Source organism: Bacillus sp. FSL E2-8868 (genome assembly GCF_038005505.1).
GTDB lineage: Bacteria > Bacillota > Bacilli > Bacillales > Bacillaceae_G > Bacillus_A > Bacillus_A mycoides.
The window spans coordinates 1,957,528-1,976,750 of the sequence record NZ_JBBOTI010000001.1 but is presented as its reverse complement, the minus strand read 5'-3'; the positions used below and the strand labels follow the sequence as shown (position 1 = coordinate 1,976,750).

Here is a 19,223-nt window from a genome sequence, read left to right as displayed (position 1 = left end):
ATTGTTTTTTTACATGCTTTTCTGCAATCTTACTTGCTGATATTCTCTACTGTTCCATAGTTTTATAAAGCTTTTGTAAGTAACGCCAACGAGTTATAAAGAAATATAAAACTTGTATACATATAAATGAAATTAAAATTATGATAGAGCTATTCATAATAGAAAAATCGACTAATTGTTGTAATGCCATATATGCGACCACAGTATGAATCACTGCAACGATAATCGGTAAGAAGAACATTAATACTAATTGTCTTGTTACAACTTTTTTCAACTCTCGTTTACTTAATCCCATTTTCGAAATCATCTTATATTGCTGCTGATCGCGGTCCAAATCAGTATATAACCGGAAATAAATAAAACTAGCAGCGAAAGTAAAGAAGACGATTCCAACTAAAACACTTGCCATAAGTAATAACCCATTCGTTTGTTTTGCACTTAACAACTCTATAGTTAGTGCTCTAAATTCAAAATGTATGTCTCTAGGATCTTGATCGAATATGTCACTTAATTGGTTTGAAATCTCTTTCGTTTTTATCCAATCATCTACAACAAATCCATAAGTTCGATATTGAATAATATTTTCAAAATCTAGATTACTATTAAGCGGAATTTCATCATACACATGATCTTGAATCGCAATATTAATCCCTTCCGTATCGTGTGGCAAAACTAAATTATCTACAGTTTTTTTTACATGAAATGTCTTTGTCCAATCGCCTTGAATGACTTCAATATTCTTTTTATAATCACCATTTTTAAACTCTTGTTTTTGTGATACGACTCCAGGGATTAATAACATTTCATCTTCTTTTTCAATCGTTTCTTGTTGGTACCCAAGTGCTCTCGCAAGTTCGTTATATTCACTTAACTTCATTACATTTACATTACTTTCTGTATAAATATCTGAAGTGGAAGCCATTCGATATGGAATATTAGAATCAGCAAGATGTTTTTTTATAATCGAGAGATGTTTATCCGTTATTTTATTTTTATCAGGAGCTGTATACAGAAATGTATACGGGTTTGTCATCCTTACCAAATCTTTGTTTCCAAGAGCTGCTGTCGTGCCAATTGCTGTAAAAGCAACTGCTGAAATAATAGATACTATAAAAAACATCGTTGCATTATCTTTCATACGGTAAATTAATTCAGAAAATGTTAATATATTTGTTCTCTTTAAAAAGAAAGATTCTCTCCTTTTCGCAAGGTGCAATATATAAACGCTACACTGTGTATATAAAAAGTACGTTCCTATAATTACTAGGAGCACCCCTATTCCAAGCGTAATAAAATTAGTACTTGGGATAAAGCGAAATACTGAAAAATATCCATACCCTATACTAATTAAAGAAAGTAGCGATAATAAAATTGATGCTTTCGGTTCTGGCTTTGGCTTTTCCTCTGCTTGTATAAGTTCCACAAGTTCTGTTACTTTTATCATTTTAAATGTAACGAGCGAAACAATTAAAAATAATAAAAGAAATGTGATAACTGTTAATAATACGGCCTGCACTGGTATATAAAAAGGCAAACCATTACTAATCATTAATACACTTGCGCTTATCAATAAAACTAGTTTAGAAAATATGAGTCCAATGAGAATTCCTATACAAATTGAGCCAAGTCCAATCAACATATTTTCAATTAATAATAATTTCTTAAGCTGTCTCATTGACATACCTTGCATCATTAATATCCCAAATTCTTTCTTGCGCGTTTTTAAAAATGAACTAACTGAATATAGAATGAAGAAGAATGAAAAGACAAAAATCAAGCCTTGCGAAACTGAAAATCCCAATGTACCAAATGCACTTATTGTTGCACTTGTCGATTTTAACTCACCTTGTAAATCAGGATGAAATAATAAAAGAGCATACGTAAAGAAAATCATAATAGAAAATGCACTACTTAAAAAATGAGCTGCATATGTACGCTTATTGCGAAAAATATTATTAAATGCGAACTGACGAAAAGTCATGCCTTTTCCCTCCTAACAAAGAAAGGACATCCATAATCTTTTGATAAAATGCTTGCCTACTTTCACCACAATAAATTTCGTTATATAGTTGACCATCTTTAATAAATATGACTCTGCTGCAAAAACTCGCTGCATACGGATCATGTGTAACTAACATCATCGTAGCTTTTTCTTCTTTATTTAAAGTATCTAGCATCTCCATTACATCATTTGAAGATTTAGAGTCTAAATTCCCTGTTGGTTCATCTGCAAGTAATAATTGCGGCTTATGAACAATTGCACGAGCAATTGCTGTTCTTTGAGCTTGCCCCCCTGAAATTTCAAAAGTTCTTTTACTCAATATATCTGTAATATTTAATTTCTCTGCAATTTCTTCAACTCGTTCGTTCATTTCTTGTACAGAAACACCATCTAATGTCATCGGCAATACGATATTTTCCTTTACTGTAAGTGTGCTAAGTAAATTAAATGATTGAAAAACAAATCCTAATTGTTTCCTACGGAATAAAGCCAAATTATCTGATGTCAACTGGAATGGATTTGTACCATTTATTAATATTTCTCCCGATGTTGGAGAGTCGATAGTAGATACCATATTTAATAACGTTGTTTTCCCGCTCCCTGATGGCCCCATAATCCCTATAAATTCACCTTCTTGAATTGATAAATCAATATCTACCAATGCTTTAAAAGGTACTTTCCCTTTATATACTTTACTAATACTTTTTGCATGTAGAATTTCCATTTATATTCTCCCTTCATTTGCACTTCTCACAATATAGTGTAAATGAATTGTTTTATAGCACATATTGATTCATCTTTCATTTATCTTACACGCTTGTAAGATTTCTGAAAAAACTGATAACAAACCTGTTTTCAAACTATAATCAATTTATATCTATCTTATAATATTCGCAGGGTAGTATGAAATACAATGCTATTTATTTCTAATCTTTATTATATTAATGAAAAAAGACCGATTGTATTATCGGTCTTTTTACTTTCAAATATTATATTTTTAACTAATTTCTTAAATTGAAATATAATTAAATAATACTTTTAATACTATTTCACTTGATAATATCCTCTGCAAAATACTGAGTTTTTCGGTTTCATTACAATTAAAAATGAATTGTAAATATCTGAGGCGGAAATTATTGCGTTTATCCAACATACAAATAATATGATTGATTTAATATTTCCTGATACATAGAACGACATAAATGCAGGGGCTACCGATAATACAATTATGGGTAAGCTCATAAAGACCCAAAATCTCGCTTTGGATAGGGTTGCATTTGTATTTAGCCAAAAAAATATTCCACTACATGTTAAGCTAATATCACCTTTGTTACTTATGACCAAAATGTGTAGACATTCGTGAATGATGAAGACAAAGATACCTATTATGATTAGATACAATATATTAATATGAGTGAAACCTACTCCAAAGTAATTTGGTATCAGAAAAATGATTATTTGAAGTAGATATACAAACTTCATATAATGCTTTTGATACCAATTATTCTTAATAAAAGGAGTCCATTCTGAAAAATCCATACTTATCTGTGGCAATTGACGAAACCAAATTATGATATGCGTTCCCCTCCCTCATTTAATCTATTTCATAACTTAAAACTTTTAATCCACTAACACTCAACCGTAAGTTTTATATGCAAAACTTCGCTCACCTTCACTTTTGCCGTTCGTTCTTCTATTTGAGATCAAAATGATTCATTTTTAGGATAATTTGAGTAAGAAAGTGGTGTTTTCATAGATAAATGCATTCGACAAAATTATCCAAACCCCTTTTCATATATGATTTTTTATAAAATGATTATCGCATGTACAGCTTAATCCCCTTGTTTTTTGATGAGAAAATCCGGTAAGAAGCCATCCAAATTGTCTCTTTGATATGGTAACAGGTAGACTGGAATGTAAAAAAGCTTAGAGTTTTAGCTCTAAGCTTTTTTACATTCCATTATAGATTCTTTTAAAGAGCAATATTTTTTATCCACTCTGATTTGCTTAATAAATAATGATTATATAGTTGGTTTTCTATCGTCTGTTGGCTCAAATAAGTAAATCCACATTTTTCAATAACTTTATTTGATGGTACGTTGTTAATTAAAGCAATTGCGTTGAGGACATCTACATTTGTATTTTTAAACAAATAATCAATTAACCCTTTAGTCGCTTTCGTAGCGTAACCATTGCTTTGATACTCGCTTGAAATAGCATACATTATTTCTCTATTTGGTGAAGGGAGTTCTTCTTTAATGCTTGTGCAGCACCATCCAATAAATTCATTTGTATCTTTATTAAATATTCCTAGCTTTAATATATGATCATCTATGTTAGACGTTTTTGTCACTGCATCAAGAAATGCTTTGTTTGCTGGTATTTCATCATTAATAACCCAGTCAATCCTTTGTTCTTTCGTTGATTTCCAGTCTGGTAAAAACTGTTCTATTTCCGGTTGATTCGATATTTTATAAATACTCTCCACATCTTTGATAGTAAACTCTTGCAAGTATATATCTCCACAGTCTATTCTAAATAAATTAGTCGAACTCTCTTCTCCCATGTTAATCCCCCTTAATTACATTAAAGCGCCTTAATCTGCTTCGTAAGTTCTATAAATCGTTCATCAAGTTCTTTATATTCTTTATCGTTAGAAGTTAAAAAGCTTAATTTACCTAATACTTCTTGTCTCTCTGTTTCTAATGTTAAACGTAGCTCTTCAATATCATCTCTTGTTTTAATAAGTTCCTCTAGCTGCTTTTGTATCGTATTATTTAAAAACACGAGTTTCGTGTTAGTTGTTTTCTCCAGAAAATATCGATCGTGAGAAACTATAACGAGTGTTCCATTATACTCAGCTAATGTATTTTCAAGCTGTTCACGTGAAGGGAGGTCAAGGTGATTCGTCGGTTCATCTAAAATAAGTACATCTTTTTCATCTAAAATATAAGCCATTAACTTGCATTTTACTCGTTCCCCCATACTCATATGCTCAATCGGTTCTTTCCATTGAGAAGCTTGGAATCCTAAATGTTTCATTAAATTTTGGACTTTTCCTCTTTCTTCAAATGTCTCTTTAAAAAATAAATCTTCTGGTGTTTTATCCAGTGGTAAATCAAATACTTCTTGTGTTAAATAACCGATGTTTGCAGATGGTGAAATCCATACTTCTCCTTGTACAGTTTCCGTTCCCATAATCATCTTCAGTAATGTTGTTTTCCCGCTACCGTTTGGTCCAACAATCGCAACCTTCTCACCGTGCTGGATTGTAAAATTAACGTTTTCAAATAATGTCTTTCCATGAAAGTCTTTTTTTAATTTCTTTACTTCTAAAAAGCGTTTTCCTACTTTTTTATTCGCTTGAATAGAGAACTCCACTGAATACTCTTCTTTCACACGTTCTACTTTCGTTTTCTCCAGCTCTTTTTCGAGACGTTTTCGTTTTGACTTCACTTGCGCATCCATTCGCTTCGCTTTTACACGATAAAACTCTTTAACTCCTTCTTGTTTTGTAGACTGTGCGTGTGCCTTTTGTGACCATGAACTTAATTCTTTTATATGTGTTTCTACTTGTTCTATCTTTTTTTGTTGTTTTTCATATTCACGTTGCTGCGTCATTCTTGTATGCTCACGTGCTTTCATATAACTCGTATAATTACCGCTATGCTCAATTAGTTTCTTTTCCTCAATTGACCATATTTTCGTTGCGACAACATCTAAAAAGTATCGATCATGCGATACAACGATAACTGTACCCTTCATATTTTTTATTTGCTTAATGAGAAATTCCGTACTCATCTCATCTAAATGATTTGTCGGTTCGTCTAATATTAATAAATTAGGATTTTCGGCAAATCCTTTTGCTAGTCGAACTTTTAGCTTTTCACCACCACTTAAAGTAAGAAAATCGTTCGTTGGCACGCCCCATTTCGCAAGAAGTTCTGCTTCTTTTGCAATCATATCATTACTAATAAAAGATTCTATTTCTTGTTCAACATATGCCGTTGTCATATTCATTTGCTGCCATTCAACAATCCCTTTTGATGGCTCAATCTTCCCATTTATTAATTGAAGTAACGTTGATTTACCGGCACCGTTTTTACCAATTAATCCGATAACATCCCCTTGTTTTACTGTAACATTCATTTTCTCTAACAAAGTATTTTCCTTTATCTCAACATAAACATCATTTAATTTTAAAATTTCTTTCATATTACCGATCCCTTTCATTAAGGGAGAACAAAAAAATCCTCCCAAATTAATTTGGCAGGATTAGTCGTTAACATATTTATACCCAAATAAGCTATTACGCATAATAAATAGCAATACCGTTGTAAGGAAATTGGGCAGACTAATCCTATTTTTTATAAATTGAAATTTATTGAATTTCAACATTTAAAAATAAGATTAGTTAATCATCGTCCACCCATCATTCCTTTCCGTCGTTAGTAACCATATTGTACCATAGTAGTACTGTATGAGTAAATGCGATTATACGTGCTGTGAAAATGATTGCTTTCTTTTAGGTCTATTTATCTTCACTTCATATCGATCAAACACAAACAACATCTGTAATACTACTGGCTTTAGATTTCCTTAATAGTAAACTTCTAAGCACTCTCTCTTATATAATTTTTATATAAATGTATCATTAATTATATATTATACATATTACATTTCAGTTCTTATAATAAAGATATCATTTTAAAAGGAGGATACTACAATGGAATTTAGTAAACTAGGAAACAGTGGATTAACAGTAAGTAAGATTGCATACGGGAACTGGATTAACCATGGTGGAAAAGTAAACGAAGATACTGCAAATGATTGTGTGAAAGCCGCACTAGATGTCGGAATTACTACGTTCGATACTGCTGATGTTTATTCGGACACTATAGCCGAAGAAGTACTTAGCCGGTCTTTGAAAGGTATACGCCGAGAAAGCATAGAACTATGTACAAAAGTATGCCATCCGACCGGACCTGGAAAAAATGATCGTGGATTATCGAGAAAACATATTATAGAAAATTGCAATGCATCGTTACAGCGGTTGCAGACAGACTACATTGATGTCTATTATGCACATAGATTTGACTCAACAACTCCTCTTGAGGAAACGATGTTAGCTTTTGCTGATCTTGTAAGACAAGGTAAAGTCCTTTACTTAGGCGTAAGTGAATGGACATCAGAACAAATTACCCGCGGTGCAGCACTTGCACGAGAATTGAACATTCCACTTATCGCTAGCCAACCTCAATATTCGATGTTGTGGCGTGTTATTGAAACTGATGTAATACCAACATGTCAACGTGAGGGGCTTGGTCAAGTTGTTTGGTCTCCCCTTGCACAAGGTATTCTCTCAGGAAAATATCAACCTGGTAAACCCTTGCCGACTCAATCACGTGCTAATTCAGATGCTGGTAAACCATTTTTCCACAAACTCGTACAACGTTGGATGAGTGATGATGTACTCACTGCAATTCAGAAACTCAATCCCATCGCGCAAGAAACTAATCTTACCCTACCACAACTCGCAGTTGCTTGGGTACTACAAAATCCAGCTGTTTCCTCTGCAATTATTGGCGCTTCAAACCCGGAGCAAATAAGAGAAAACGTAATTGCTTCTAGTGTTAAATTGCAACCTGAAATTATGGATCAGATTGATAATATACTAAAAGGTTTCGCTGAGTACGATCCGAGTAAAACAGGTTGAATCTTCAGTGACTTTAAAATAAAAATCGAAGTTTTCCTATCCAACTTTCCGACTGCCCATCCCATCAAGATGGGCCTTTACTTTTCAAATTCAAATTGTGAAGTCGTATAAACCTCTCTAACAACTGTTAAGAAGTTCTCTAATACGACAGACTTTTCATCTTGTCTCCATCCAACATATAAATTTATTTTTGGTGTATTTTCTTGAATGTCTTTATACATGACACCCGATTTTTTATAGCTTTCCACCGATGATGGAACGACAGAAATCCCCATTCCTGCTGCAACTAAATTCACAATAGTTTGCATTTGGATCGCCTCTTGAACAATATTTAAACTTACTCCATGTTCCCAAAAGTAACTAATAATTAAATCATAAAAGTTAGTACCGAAATGACGTGGAAATAAAATAAATGGTTCATCAACTAATGATTTGATTGAAATGTTACGTAACGAAACTAAAGGGTGATCTTCATGCAAAACTAATTTTAAACATTCCTCAGAACAAACTTCGGAAACTAATATTTCATTATTCTGCTTGGAACGAATAAATCCAATATGAATTTGTTTTTCATATAGCGCTTTTATTTGCTGGTCTGTTGTCATCTCGCGTAATATAAGCTGTATTTTAGGAAATCGTTCTCGAAATGTTTTTAATATGTCTATAACTGTTTCTGTAGAATCGACAAAACCGATTATTAAATGTCCTATCTTCCCTTCATCCGCGAGCTGTGTTTCTTTAATGGTTCTATCTACTTGAAGTAACGTTTGTCGCGCACCTTCTAAAAAGATTTTCCCCGCATCGGTAAGTTCAACCATCCTTTTTGTCCTGTGAAGAAGTTGAATACCTAATTCTTCTTCCAACTTTCGAATTTCTTGACTTAAAGGCGGTTGTGCCATCATAAGACGTTCTGCCGCACGGCTAAAGTTTAATTCTTCTGCCACTGTTATGAAATATTTCATTTTACGAATATCCATTTCAATCCCCCTAACATTCACAACTAGCAAAAAAGCCATCCTTCTAATAAATTATAAGTCAACTACCCCCACTGAGATGAAGCTTTTCAATGGGGGCTTGAGTTAGAACGCTAGGTCTTTTCGTCTATCGCTAGACAGTTTGACGCTCTAGCATTCATGCCACCTTATGGTAACACCCCAAGTAAGTTTTTGGTTGGTACTGGCAACGAACGATTGTTTTCCCACTTGCACCACCCTTTCGAAAAAGAGCAATTCTTCCTTATGGAAGAAGCCACCACTCAGATGAATCCGGCGTGTGCTACAAGCCCCGACAAGTCGAGTACACATGGATGGTTGACGCACCCACTAAGCTCTGCGCGAAGCAACAGCCTTACGTTTTTGTACTTCTAATATAATCGGCGTTTTCACTTTGAGATTGTCATCTAATTCTACAACTTTTGATTTTTCCAATGTATTCAACGCACCATTAATATCAGCGTGAATACATTTCCCTGATTTACTTCGATACAGACCACGAGTAATCCGTTTGCCGCTAAAACAATAATGAGTTCTATCATCCTTAGGCCAAACCGGAATCGGATCTTTATCAAGAAATTTTGTAACTGTTAATTACTTTTGACAAATCAATATTTGGAACGCAATGGAACAAAATGTGAACAGGTTCTTCATCGTAATTCCTTTTGGCTCAAGTAACCGAATGATGATTATTCTCCAATTTCGTTATCTTACGATATATTCCCTCCTTATCTAAGGGCGGATTATATCACAAGACAAAAAGAAACAGATATTCGCCCTCAAAAAATTATTATGAACCAAACAAAAGTGTTTGGTCTATTGACTGATAGCAATTCATCACCACCTGAATTGTTGGGTTTCACCCGTAACACAAATCAGATGGAGTCTTTTTGCCGAAAAGGATAAAAAGAAAATGTTATTCGCTATCCAATAATCACTTATTGTTTTTCGATAAATTTTTATTGATTACTCCCCTTTAATAAGCTATTATATGTTTGTAGAAAATATTAATGTAAGGATTGAATTTATGGACAGGACATTAAAAATCACAAAGTTAAATATGTTTTTAAAGATTTTTCTCATCCCGATTATAGTAGGGATAATTGTTGGTGTACTAACTAAATTAGGGCAAGGTATACTTCCAGGACATTGGCATTCATTAGCTAATCTAGGAAGTGTTTGGTTAGTTCCATCCTTTTTTGTGGCTAGCTTTAGTTATTCTAAGCGTACAGCTATACTTTCTGGTATCCTTGCACTACTCGGTATGGTATTAGGCTATTATGGTTATGCAATAGTTATTAAAAATGTAGCGCACTCTATTTATTTTATATCTGTATGGATTGTATGTGCATTTATAGGAGGAACTATCTTTGGAATTGCAGGTTTTCTATGGAAAGATACTACAAATCCACTTCATAAATTCGGAAGCGCGCTTATTAGTGGAGTTTTTGTAACGGATGGACTTCACATTCTTTTAAATTTTGAAGACTATAGTCACATGTTACCTGTTGGATATACCGAAGTGATAGTCGGAATTATCTTGATTCTTGTATTAGAACGCTCTAATGCTAATCGAATTTCTTCTTTCTTAATGATGGTTCCTATCATTATTTTAGGATTAATTGGATATAAATTATTAAGTTTGTTTACTTAATTACAATACTGTATCATGAAAAAACAAAAGATTAATTCTATTATAATCCACAAAACATATCACGAATTCGAACATTATACTTATTAATGTTGATACACTTATTCATAGGATGGATTCATGAAGCTATCTCTTTCAAAGGGGTGGCTTTTTTCTTATAAAAACTATTTATCAGTTTTTTATTAAATCCTTCTAATTTAACAATCGTATTTATTAGCGTGTCATTATACATACTAAGATGACCTTTTACCATTTCATATAATCGCTATAAAGTGAAACTTTAATCAGCGGGGGTCTTACTGCCCATTAAAGCGGGATAAAGTAAGGCTAAAAAACTTATCTCCAAAGTTCTTTAGCCTAGTTCACTTATTTACACATTAAAAAATATAATTCGTACAACGGTACCTTTACCAACCTCTGAATGGATTCCTACACTATGTCCTAATTGTTTCGTAATTTCATATACAAGATAGAGCCCCATTCCAGTTGATTCTTTAAAATCTCTACCGTTTTCTCCTGTAAAGAAAGGTTTGAATACTCTCGGTAAATCTTGCTTCGGTATCCCTACGCCACTATCGGTAATTTCAAGTACAACTGTATTACCTTCCTTACGTACTTTCACTTTAATCTTTTCTCTACTACCTGATGAATATTTAATCGCATTCGATATTATTTGTCCAATTAAAAATTGTAACCACTTCGCATCACTTTCTACAGTAATACTCTTATCAATTTCAAGCTCTGGGTATACAAAATTCCGAATAAAAAAGCGTTTATGTTCATGCACGGAATCATTCACTATTTTATGTAGTTGTACTCTTTCTACATAAAAATCTTGTGTAAATGCTTCTAAACGTGCGACATACAGTGCCATCTCTAACCCCTTTTTCAACCTATCTGTTTCCTCATTAATGCTTTCAAAACGTGAATCCACTTCATCTTGTGTAATTAATTCTATTACAGATAAAGGTGTTTTCATTTGATGAATCCACTGATTCATAAAGGTTAAATGATCATTATTTTTCCTCTCTTGTAACTGGAGCTGATTTTGATAATGTCGATATTGTACTTCGAGCAAATCTTGGAGAGCAGTAGATAAAACTGCAAAATCAGATTTTTGAACAGATTCATCCAAAGATTGCAACGGATTTGCTAAACGTTCATAAAAAGAACGATGTGTAAAATAACGAAATACTAAATAACTTACCATAAAAAAAGCACCTAAAAACATTGCATATAATGCCGTTGAAATATGATTATGCCCATCAAACCAATAAACTAAGAATATGGCTAGTAGTTGGATCGCAGTAAAACAAATAAGTGGTATATGATCACGTATAAATAACCTTATCATTTTTCCATACCATTATCCCAAGTAATATGTAATCTATATCCAACACTACGAATTGTTTCAATTGCTCCTTCAATTTGTAACGTTTTTAACTTTTTACGCACACGTGTTGTATTTACACTTAATGTATTATCATCAACATAAGATTCACTATCCCATAATTTATTTAATAATACTTCCCTACTCACAACACGCGGATAGTTTTTCATTAACATCTCTAATAAAATGGCTTCGTTTCTCGTTATATCAATCTCTTGGTTCCTAAGTTTTAATACAAGTCTTTCGGGATATAAACTAAGACCTTGTTGCTCAATCATTCGTTCTTCTAGTTTCGGTGCATAGTCTCCATAAGCACGTCTTAAATGACTACGAATTTTCGCCATTACAACTTCATAATGAAACGGCTTCGGAATAAAATCATCGCCACCATTTTCTAACGCCATAACTTGATCCATCGTACCTTCACGGGCCGAAATAAATAAAATCGGACATGTGGAAACCCCGCGAATTTGACGACACCAATAGTAACCATCAAAACTTGGTAAATTAATATCTAATAAAACTAACTCCGGTTGTTCTTCTAAAAATATGTCTAACACATTTTGAAAATCCGTTACAATAATTCCTTGGTAACCGTATTTCGCAACATATGTTGATAATAACTCCGCAATTTTCATATCATCTTCAACAATCATAATTTTAACCATCTCTGAACTCCTTTTTGATCCACAATCTCAAATATACTTATATAAATACTACCTCTTTTCACAAAATCCGTAAAATAGAAAAAGGATACTTTTATACAAAAGTATCCTTTTTCTATTTTTCTTATTTAATATGAAATGCATTTAGAGAAAATCCTAACTTCTCCACCTATTTCCTTCCTAGTTCCATCCGCGCCGTTTTTAGTGGATCCACAACTTGGCAAATTTTTAAATTACCTGCTGCTGATAATAAAAGAGTTGCATCAGCTTTAGACATTTCTAATTCTTCATGTAAAAATGTCACCATATTACGTACAGCACGACTAGCTGCATCATCTAACAATTTCTCAGAAGCGATTGTCATTATTTTTTCTTTTTGGATAGCCATTGGTATTGGCCATGTCTTTTCTTTTATAATTTGAACAGTTACAGTTACTTCACCAGCAACCTCTACTCCACTAACACCAATTTCACCATCACCCATCGCAGCGTGTAAATCGCCTAATGCTAAAAGAGCACCAGGAACATTTACAGGTAATAATAACGTTGTACCTTCTTTGATTTCTTTACAATCCATATTCCCGCCGTGATCATGCGGTGTACCACATGAAATACTCTCTTCTTTCGGTGCAGTACCAATCACACCAATCATTGGATTAATTGGAATTTGCAGTTCATTTGAAAATGAAACATGTCCATTATGTATTGGGACAATTTTTACTGTATTTTCATTTAGCTCATCACCCATTACACCTAGGTTCGCACCTGTAGTTAAAACACCCTGCTCTGCAATTTTAATCTTTTCAATCGTTACGACTAATATATCACCAGGTTCTGCACCTTTAATATGTACAGGTCCGGTCGCTGGATTTATTCGATTCCAATCTAATTCTTGAAACACAACATCTTCACAATCAATTTGATTTTCAAAGCAATCATATGTTTCAAATACAAGACGGCTCCCAATTTCTACTTCAATACATGGATTATTTTCTGGTGACATTGCGTAAATGATATGTTCTTTATGTATACGATGCATAGTACCGCTCCTTTTTCGTTTTTATCTTCTATATAATAATTAGCTTTTATCTGTATAAGCTCCTTTTTAAAATCAGTAGTTATTTTCAAGAAAAATGCACTTAGCTCATTTTGAAACATACACTCTTTACTATAACAGGTAAAGAAAGGTGGTATTACAATGCCCCTTATTCCATACAACGAAAGTGACGTTGATTTATTAGCACGTTTAATCAGTGCTGAAGCTGAGGGCGAAGGACGACAAGGTGAACAACTTGTTGGCTGTGTTGTCGTAAATCGTGTGTTTTGTGATTGTTTAGATTTTAAACAACTTCGATCTGTGCGTGATGCAGTATATCAAAGCCCTGGCGGATTCGAAGCAGTTCAATACGGTTACTTTTATCAACGTGCCCGTGAATCAGAAAAAGAAATCGCAAGAAAAGTTTTACAAGGTGAATGGCGCTGGCCAGCACGATGGGCTCTTTGGTATTTTCGTCCAGTTGGAGCTTGTCCACCCGAATGGTATAATCAGCCGTTTGCAGGGCAATTTAAAAGCCATTGCTTTTACGAACCAAGTGGTGATGAATGTCCAAAAATGTATTCACGATAGCAAAAATTGTAGTTTATATGAGTGGTGACAATTTTTATTTTTTATAGTCACCACTCGTATATTTATGTAAATATCATTCCATCGTAATTACAATTTTCCCTCTAACATGCTGACTTTCACTTAAAATATGAGCTTCTCTAATTCCTTCTTCATTAAACGGAACAACCTTACTGATGATAGGTTTAATTTTTCCATGCTCAATCAAAACAGATAATTCGTCCAATTGCTTCCCGCTTGGTTTCAACCATAAAAACCCTGATTTTATGGCCTTTACTTCATGACGTGGTTCATGAACGATAGAAACTAGAACACCACCAGATTTAATAATTTGAAAACTTTTTTCTTGTACTTCTCCGCCGATTGTATCTAACACAATATCATAATCTGATAGTAGCTCTTCAAATTTATCTTTTTTATAATCAATAACAAGGTCAGCACCTAAAGACTTTAAAAACTCTTCATTTTTACTACTTGCAGTTGTTGCGACAAAGGCCCCAAATGATTTTGCGATTTGAATTGCAAAACTCCCTACTCCGCCCGCTCCAGCATGAATTAACACTCGGTCATTTTCTTTTATTTGTGCGTAATCAACAAGACTTTGCCAAGCTGTTAGTCCTGCAAGAGGTATAGATGCTGCTTCTTCAAAATTAAGATTATTAGGCATTTGCGCTACTAAATTTGATTTCACTGTAATGTATTCAGAATAAGAACCTTTCCCTATATTTTCAGGTTTCGTAAACACTTTATCTCCTATTTTAAAATGATTCACATCTTCTCCAACTTCTTCAACTATTCCAGCAACATCTAATCCTAATGTAATTGGAAATGAAAATCGCAACTTTTCTTGTAAGTCTCCCTTTCTTATTTTCCAATCAATAGGATTGACAGATGTTGCGTGTATACGTATTAATACTTCATTACATTTAACAACTGGTTTAGGAACTTGTCTTTCTTGTAATTCTTCAACACTACCATATTGATCAATAACAATTGATTTCATTTCCTCTCCCCCTTGCTGTTTATTTTAATAACAAACAATTATTTTTCAAAATTTTTCGCCTTGAATGAAAATAAATATGTTTGGAGGTGATATTTATGCTACTCTACTAATTAAGCATCATGAGTGCAAAAAACATTTATTTCACTTAAATACAATCTAATTTACGCCTAAGAAACACCCAAAGTTATATTTCTCTTTATTTATTAATGACCTTTAAATGAAACGGAGAGTGTGCTATGAGTGAACAAGTTTTCAAAGTAAACGGTATTGATATATGTACAGAAAGCTTTGGAAATCCTAATAACCCAGCAATATTATTAATTATGGGAGCTACGTGTTCAATGGTTTATTGGGATGAAGAATTTTGTGAAAGGTTGGCTAGCACAGGAAGGTTTGTCATTCGCTATGATAACCGTGATGTTGGGCGTTCTGTTACATATGAGCCTGGGACTTCCAATTACACTGTAGCAGATATGGCTGAAGATGCAATCGGAGTACTCGATGCGTATCATATTGACAAGGCACACCTTTTTGGCATGTCATTAGGAGGTATGATTGCTCAAATTGCTGCAGTAAAACACCCAGAAAGAATTTTGACCTTAACATTACTAGCAACAAGCGTTATTGGATCTGATAACAATACTCGTGATTTGCCTCCAATGGATGAAAGAATTTTGACACATCATGCTAATGGTGCAAATTTAGATTGGACAAATAAAGATGTTATAGCGAAATATTTAATTACAGGATCACGTCTACTCTGTGGATCAAAGCGTATATTTGATGAAGCAAGAACTTTAAAACAAGTAAAGCAAGAAATAGAACGTGCTAACAATCTATTAAGCATGTTTAATCACGCCCTCCTTACAGGTGATGATTCTTATGAAGGTATACTAAAGTCGTTACTAGTACCTACTTTAGTAATTCATGGTACGGACGATACAGCTCTTCCACTTGAACATGGACTCGCACTTATTGATGAAATTCCGAACTCAAAGCTATTATCCCTTGAAGGTACAGGGCACGAGATTCATCCCGATGACTGGGATAAAATTATTAAAGCAGTTTCAGAACATATATCCAGTATAAGATAAGAACAACTATTAGAAGGGGCACAAATTGTTTTACCCCTTCTATTTATCCCGCTATTTGTGGGCAGTAAAACTCCCACCTCAAAATTCAGCTGAAGCAAAGAAATTAGGTGGGAGATAAACTGCCCGTAAACGCCCGATTGGTGAAGGCTAATAATCAGTGGGGGATGAACAAAACCCCCACTGATTATAGTTTCACTTTATAAAGATTACGATACAATATCAAAAACCCATCACTGCATTCGTATGTATAGTGATGGGCTCTACCTATATTTTTTTATGCTTAAAAGAATGGACAATCTAACTGGTCAACAGATTCCCACGATTTTTTTTTGAAATTTTCTGTGGATTTACTATTTTCTAGTGGTACGTGTTTAAATGGATTCATTTCAACTTTTAATAGAGATGATGGTTCTATATATAAAGAAAAAACATGGCTACTTGGCAAGGTTTTTGATACATCAATATCTCCTACTTGTTTAAATAATTGCTGGGCCGCAAAGAAAAAGAAATTAGTTGGATTAGATTGTTTATTAAGCCAAGCAATCATTTCAGGCGATACCGATTTATTAATATTAATTTTCACTCGATCACCACGTTTATATCGCCTAGATCGCATACTTCCACCAACTAACTTATCGTTAAGTTTGTAAACCCTAACTCTTTTTGCTTATGCTCTCTATATTTTGGCGAGCATGTATATACTAATAACCCACGAGCATTGGTGAATAACGGGTTATCTACAAAGATCACATTTTTCAAGCGTCCTTTTTGTTTCAAAATCATTTTTAAGCTATTTTTAATAATAACTGCGCCCCCACCATAAATAAATACATATGGATCGTCTTTCATATCATCAATTTTGTTAATAATATCCGTTGCGACACGTGCTGCTAAACCTAAAAACGCTGGTTGCGATTCCTCAACTAACAATGCATTTCTTGGGTGCTTTTCATTTAAATAAATTTGATTAAATTCTGTAATACTATCAATCGTTTTCGTAGGATATTTTCGATTCCATCTCGTAATAATTTGTAGTAAAGTTTCTTTTACACCGTACGATAATCCTTTACTTAATTGCGGACGGAAATTTACCCCTAATGAAACAACTTCTTCCGTTGTCCCCGCGCCAATATCAAAAGACAATAAAGTTTTATCTACAAAATCAATTTCTGAAACTTGATTTTGTTCACATTCTATTTTATGTTTCACAACATTTCCTTCCTCATCATACACAATCCCCCACGTCCCAGAAGCGCCTTCAGGTAGACATTTACAAAACTCAATAGAAACATTAATCGTAACATCGCGTCCATTTGGATAATGGAATATGACCTTGTGATTACCCATATACCGTTTCGCATTTTCAGCAGCAATTTCCTGTGTAATAAGTTGCATTGGAAGAGCAACAGATAAATCATAACGAATATTAATATGACTTGAAGTAGGGCTTTGACGCATAGCACTTATCGCTAAACCTGAAAGGATTGTAATGACCATTAACTCATCAGTAGATTTATTTGATTTTTTCTCCACTTCAGTACCTTTTAATTGATCTTGAATCACTTTTTCTCCAACGATGTATCGTACATTATTTAACATTAGCGATGGAGAACTAATGGTCACATCAATGTGATTCTCTAATTCTGACGATGAAACTTCACCCTCATCTAACAACCCCGTAGACTCACCTATATATAAGGAATAAATACTCGGAATAAAAATAGGTTCCTGCCCTTTCACCATTAACTTCAAACCATTATTTCCTGCATCTGCACCAGCCTTTAAAAGAATAGACATAACTACCCCCTAAATTAATCTGACATCCCTTCCAAATATATGCGAGCCCATTCTTTTACATTCAAATGTAATTTAATTTTTTATTTATCCCAAAAATAAAAAATTATAAACACTCACTTCATATGTAAAAAATATTTGACATAAGACTTTTCCAATTTTATACTATGGATGTAAAGAGTTTTTTACAAAAGTGGAGGTGCAATTATATATTGAATACTAAAAAAATTATTTTTGTAATCATAACTTTATCTTTAATCGCTATACTTGTACATGGCACATACAAATACATAACTGAAGGTTCAATTTTGGGCGGGACTATTTTCGCTGCCTCTTTAATACTTAGTAATTTAATAAATCATATTACATGGGGAGATCCAAACGGAGTATCGGAAGAAAGTCAAGATGAGATGGGACAACAAATTACCTATAAAAGCTTTAAAATCGCGTATTTCGTGCTTGTAGGTGTTATGTTCCTTATATTACTCTGCTCGGAAGGATTTTCTATGGGTTCCAATTTGGATGGTGTAAAAAACCTTCCACTCTTTATTGCACTCTGTTCTTCCTTTCTTATTTTCCCAATTGTTGAACTCATTGTCGCCAAACAATATAAATAAAAAAGGTGGTTTTCTAAATGCAGAAAACCACCTTTTTTATGTTTAAATACCTTCTGCTATTGCTTTCAGCTTATTCACAGTCCGCCAGTTCCTTACTGTAGCTGGCGTATGTAATTTTTGAAACTGGTTCATTAGTTTAGAATTCCGAATGCTTTTTTTGAAAAATAAATACACTACTCTTCCTTCGATATGGCAATCTTCTATGTCACTTTTGTACATAAGTAACCGCTTACTGTCTTCTTCAGAAAGTGGATTAGCTAAAAAGGCCACATGTACACTTTCTCCTTCTAATAACGAATGGGTCTCGTAAGGACACTTTTTAATAATATTAATAAATTCATCATTTGCTCTTAACATGACTGGAACATTGAAATCAAAAACGTTCTTAATTTCACATTCAATTCGTTCCTTTAAAAAACTTATCTCTTCTTCTGACTCAAACACTACATTTCCACTTTGAATATATGTTTTCACTCTTTTTAACCCTATTGATTCAAACATTATTTTCAAATCTGCCATTTTGATTACTTTATGTCCACCTACATTAATTCCCCGTAGTAGTGCAATATAAATTGTCATATGATTACCCCTCACGTATTTAAATGCTTAACAATCGAATTGTTTTACACCTTCATACTTCTCGAATACTTACTTTAATACATCTAACATATCATG

18 protein-coding genes and 2 pseudogenes are annotated in these 19,223 nt (G+C 33.5%); 5 read left to right on the top strand and 15 right to left on the bottom strand.

Features of this window, described 5'->3' with window-relative positions; genetic code table 11:
• Nucleotides 1-46: 46 nt before the first annotated feature.
• The 5 genes from NSS74_RS10395 to abc-f all read right to left on the bottom strand — a co-directional run bounded on the left by NSS74_RS10395 (nucleotide 47) and on the right by abc-f (nucleotide 6,217).
• Nucleotides 47-1,981, bottom strand: coding sequence for an ABC transporter permease (locus NSS74_RS10395; RefSeq protein WP_061689491.1), 1,935 nt, complete (start codon nucleotides 1,979-1,981; stop codon nucleotides 47-49).
• Complete coding sequence (locus NSS74_RS10390) at nucleotides 1,956-2,726, bottom strand: ABC transporter ATP-binding protein (protein ID WP_002013124.1); 771 nt, start codon at nucleotides 2,724-2,726, stop codon at nucleotides 1,956-1,958. Before NSS74_RS10390 ends, NSS74_RS10395 begins: the two co-directional genes overlap by 26 nt.
• A gap of 320 nt (nucleotides 2,727-3,046) precedes the next feature.
• Nucleotides 3,047-3,541: a DUF3267 domain-containing protein gene (locus tag NSS74_RS10385; protein ID WP_049772868.1), complete on the bottom strand. Its 495-nt coding sequence runs from the start codon at nucleotides 3,539-3,541 to the stop codon at nucleotides 3,047-3,049.
• Nucleotides 3,542-3,974: 433 nt separating this feature from the next.
• Nucleotides 3,975-4,568 (bottom strand): GNAT family N-acetyltransferase, encoded by a 594-nt coding sequence (locus tag NSS74_RS10380; RefSeq protein WP_340813511.1) that lies wholly within the window; start codon nucleotides 4,566-4,568, stop codon nucleotides 3,975-3,977.
• Between the two features lie 20 nt (nucleotides 4,569-4,588).
• Nucleotides 4,589-6,217: a ribosomal protection-like ABC-F family protein gene (abc-f, locus tag NSS74_RS10375; RefSeq protein ID WP_002136649.1), complete on the bottom strand. Its 1,629-nt coding sequence runs from the start codon at nucleotides 6,215-6,217 to the stop codon at nucleotides 4,589-4,591.
• A gap of 511 nt (nucleotides 6,218-6,728) precedes the next feature.
• Here abc-f and NSS74_RS10370 point away from each other — a divergent pair.
• Nucleotides 6,729-7,718, top strand: a complete 990-nt coding sequence (locus tag NSS74_RS10370) for an aldo/keto reductase family protein (RefSeq protein ID WP_215601108.1) — start codon at nucleotides 6,729-6,731, stop codon at nucleotides 7,716-7,718.
• A 77-nt stretch (nucleotides 7,719-7,795) separates the two neighbouring features.
• On the opposite strand, the gene NSS74_RS10365 is transcribed toward NSS74_RS10370, so the two are convergent.
• The 3 genes and pseudogenes from NSS74_RS10365 to NSS74_RS27940 all read right to left on the bottom strand — a co-directional run.
• Entirely contained in the window at nucleotides 7,796-8,695 is a 900-nt protein-coding gene (locus NSS74_RS10365) for a LysR substrate-binding domain-containing protein (protein WP_215586378.1), read from the bottom strand.
• 345 nt (nucleotides 8,696-9,040) lie between these two features.
• A pseudogene (locus tag NSS74_RS10360) lies at nucleotides 9,041-9,289 on the bottom strand (RNA-guided endonuclease TnpB family protein); the annotation flags it as partial.
• A gap of 1 nt (nucleotide 9,290) precedes the next feature.
• Nucleotides 9,291-9,371 (bottom strand): annotated as a pseudogene (locus NSS74_RS27940) (IS200/IS605 family transposase); the annotation flags it as partial.
• 366 nt (nucleotides 9,372-9,737) lie between these two features.
• Here NSS74_RS27940 and NSS74_RS10355 point away from each other — a divergent pair.
• A complete protein-coding gene (locus NSS74_RS10355) occupies nucleotides 9,738-10,364 on the top strand; it encodes a DUF6518 family protein (RefSeq protein ID WP_215586379.1) in 627 nt (208 codons plus the stop codon).
• 367 nt (nucleotides 10,365-10,731) lie between these two features.
• Here the strand turns inward: NSS74_RS10355 and NSS74_RS10350 are convergent, their stop codons facing one another.
• The 3 genes from NSS74_RS10350 to NSS74_RS10340 all read right to left on the bottom strand — a co-directional run bounded on the left by NSS74_RS10350 (nucleotide 10,732) and on the right by NSS74_RS10340 (nucleotide 13,455).
• On the bottom strand, nucleotides 10,732-11,715 hold the full coding sequence (locus NSS74_RS10350; protein ID WP_002189808.1) for a sensor histidine kinase: 984 nt from the start codon (nucleotides 11,713-11,715) through the stop codon (nucleotides 10,732-10,734).
• On the bottom strand, nucleotides 11,712-12,419 hold the full coding sequence (locus NSS74_RS10345; protein ID WP_002127681.1) for a response regulator transcription factor: 708 nt from the start codon (nucleotides 12,417-12,419) through the stop codon (nucleotides 11,712-11,714). Before NSS74_RS10345 ends, NSS74_RS10350 begins: the two co-directional genes overlap by 4 nt.
• 166 nt (nucleotides 12,420-12,585) lie before the next feature.
• On the bottom strand, nucleotides 12,586-13,455 hold the full coding sequence (locus NSS74_RS10340; protein ID WP_340813508.1) for an acetamidase/formamidase family protein: 870 nt from the start codon (nucleotides 13,453-13,455) through the stop codon (nucleotides 12,586-12,588).
• Nucleotides 13,456-13,614: 159 nt separating this feature from the next.
• Here NSS74_RS10340 and NSS74_RS10335 point away from each other — a divergent pair, with 159 nt between their 5' ends.
• Nucleotides 13,615-14,043 (top strand): cell wall hydrolase, encoded by a 429-nt coding sequence (locus NSS74_RS10335; protein ID WP_340813507.1) that lies wholly within the window; start codon nucleotides 13,615-13,617, stop codon nucleotides 14,041-14,043.
• A 73-nt stretch (nucleotides 14,044-14,116) separates the two neighbouring features.
• Here NSS74_RS10335 and NSS74_RS10330 read toward each other — a convergent pair whose 3' ends face one another.
• Nucleotides 14,117-15,043 carry an NADP-dependent oxidoreductase gene (locus NSS74_RS10330; RefSeq protein ID WP_061689498.1) on the bottom strand — a complete coding sequence of 309 codons (927 nt, stop codon included), beginning with the start codon at nucleotides 15,041-15,043 and terminating at the stop codon, nucleotides 14,117-14,119.
• A gap of 236 nt (nucleotides 15,044-15,279) precedes the next feature.
• Here NSS74_RS10330 and NSS74_RS10325 point away from each other — a divergent pair, with 236 nt between their 5' ends.
• Nucleotides 15,280-16,137: an alpha/beta fold hydrolase gene (locus tag NSS74_RS10325; protein WP_061689499.1), complete on the top strand. Its 858-nt coding sequence runs from the start codon at nucleotides 15,280-15,282 to the stop codon at nucleotides 16,135-16,137.
• 280 nt (nucleotides 16,138-16,417) lie between these two features.
• On the opposite strand, the gene NSS74_RS10320 is transcribed toward NSS74_RS10325, so the two are convergent.
• Together NSS74_RS10320 and NSS74_RS10315 are read right to left on the bottom strand one after the other, a co-directional pair.
• The gene (locus tag NSS74_RS10320) at nucleotides 16,418-16,753 is read right to left on the bottom strand and encodes a hypothetical protein (protein WP_098635764.1); all 336 of its coding nucleotides are present in this window, start codon (nucleotides 16,751-16,753) and stop codon (nucleotides 16,418-16,420) included.
• Nucleotides 16,754-16,764: 11 nt separating this feature from the next.
• Nucleotides 16,765-17,934, bottom strand: coding sequence for a ParM/StbA family protein (locus tag NSS74_RS10315; RefSeq protein WP_002013097.1), 1,170 nt, complete (start codon nucleotides 17,932-17,934; stop codon nucleotides 16,765-16,767).
• 209 nt (nucleotides 17,935-18,143) lie between these two features.
• Between NSS74_RS10315 and NSS74_RS10310 the strand changes: the two genes are divergently transcribed.
• Nucleotides 18,144-18,548 (top strand): hypothetical protein, encoded by a 405-nt coding sequence (locus NSS74_RS10310; RefSeq protein ID WP_012261049.1) that lies wholly within the window; start codon nucleotides 18,144-18,146, stop codon nucleotides 18,546-18,548.
• A gap of 42 nt (nucleotides 18,549-18,590) precedes the next feature.
• On the opposite strand, the gene NSS74_RS10305 is transcribed toward NSS74_RS10310, so the two are convergent.
• Nucleotides 18,591-19,127 (bottom strand): DUF1697 domain-containing protein, encoded by a 537-nt coding sequence (locus tag NSS74_RS10305; RefSeq protein ID WP_002013095.1) that lies wholly within the window; start codon nucleotides 19,125-19,127, stop codon nucleotides 18,591-18,593.
• Nucleotides 19,128-19,223: the final 96 nt, after the last annotated feature.

Excerpts from the sequence above, each read along its gene's own strand:
- NSS74_RS10395 (WP_061689491.1), bottom strand. The coding sequence starts at position 1,981 with ATGACTTTTCGTCAGTTCGCATTTAATAATATTTTTCGCAATAAGCGT.
- NSS74_RS10390 (WP_002013124.1), bottom strand. The coding sequence starts at position 2,726 with ATGGAAATTCTACATGCAAAAAGTATTAGTAAAGTATATAAAGGGAAA.
- NSS74_RS10385 (WP_049772868.1), bottom strand. The coding sequence starts at position 3,541 with ATGGATTTTTCAGAATGGACTCCTTTTATTAAGAATAATTGGTATCAA.
- NSS74_RS10380 (WP_340813511.1), bottom strand. The coding sequence starts at position 4,568 with ATGGGAGAAGAGAGTTCGACTAATTTATTTAGAATAGACTGTGGAGAT.
- abc-f (WP_002136649.1), bottom strand. The coding sequence starts at position 6,217 with ATGAAAGAAATTTTAAAATTAAATGATGTTTATGTTGAGATAAAGGAA.
- NSS74_RS10370 (WP_215601108.1), top strand. The coding sequence starts at position 6,729 with ATGGAATTTAGTAAACTAGGAAACAGTGGATTAACAGTAAGTAAGATT.
- NSS74_RS10365 (WP_215586378.1), bottom strand. The coding sequence starts at position 8,695 with ATGGATATTCGTAAAATGAAATATTTCATAACAGTGGCAGAAGAATTA.
- NSS74_RS10355 (WP_215586379.1), top strand. The coding sequence starts at position 9,738 with ATGGACAGGACATTAAAAATCACAAAGTTAAATATGTTTTTAAAGATT.
- NSS74_RS10350 (WP_002189808.1), bottom strand. The coding sequence starts at position 11,715 with ATGATAAGGTTATTTATACGTGATCATATACCACTTATTTGTTTTACT.
- NSS74_RS10345 (WP_002127681.1), bottom strand. The coding sequence starts at position 12,419 with ATGGTTAAAATTATGATTGTTGAAGATGATATGAAAATTGCGGAGTTA.
- NSS74_RS10340 (WP_340813508.1), bottom strand. The coding sequence starts at position 13,455 with ATGCATCGTATACATAAAGAACATATCATTTACGCAATGTCACCAGAA.
- NSS74_RS10335 (WP_340813507.1), top strand. The coding sequence starts at position 13,615 with ATGCCCCTTATTCCATACAACGAAAGTGACGTTGATTTATTAGCACGT.
- NSS74_RS10330 (WP_061689498.1), bottom strand. The coding sequence starts at position 15,043 with ATGAAATCAATTGTTATTGATCAATATGGTAGTGTTGAAGAATTACAA.
- NSS74_RS10325 (WP_061689499.1), top strand. The coding sequence starts at position 15,280 with ATGAGTGAACAAGTTTTCAAAGTAAACGGTATTGATATATGTACAGAA.
- NSS74_RS10320 (WP_098635764.1), bottom strand. The coding sequence starts at position 16,753 with ATGCGATCTAGGCGATATAAACGTGGTGATCGAGTGAAAATTAATATT.
- NSS74_RS10315 (WP_002013097.1), bottom strand. The coding sequence starts at position 17,934 with ATGTCTATTCTTTTAAAGGCTGGTGCAGATGCAGGAAATAATGGTTTG.
- NSS74_RS10305 (WP_002013095.1), bottom strand. The coding sequence starts at position 19,127 with ATGACAATTTATATTGCACTACTACGGGGAATTAATGTAGGTGGACAT.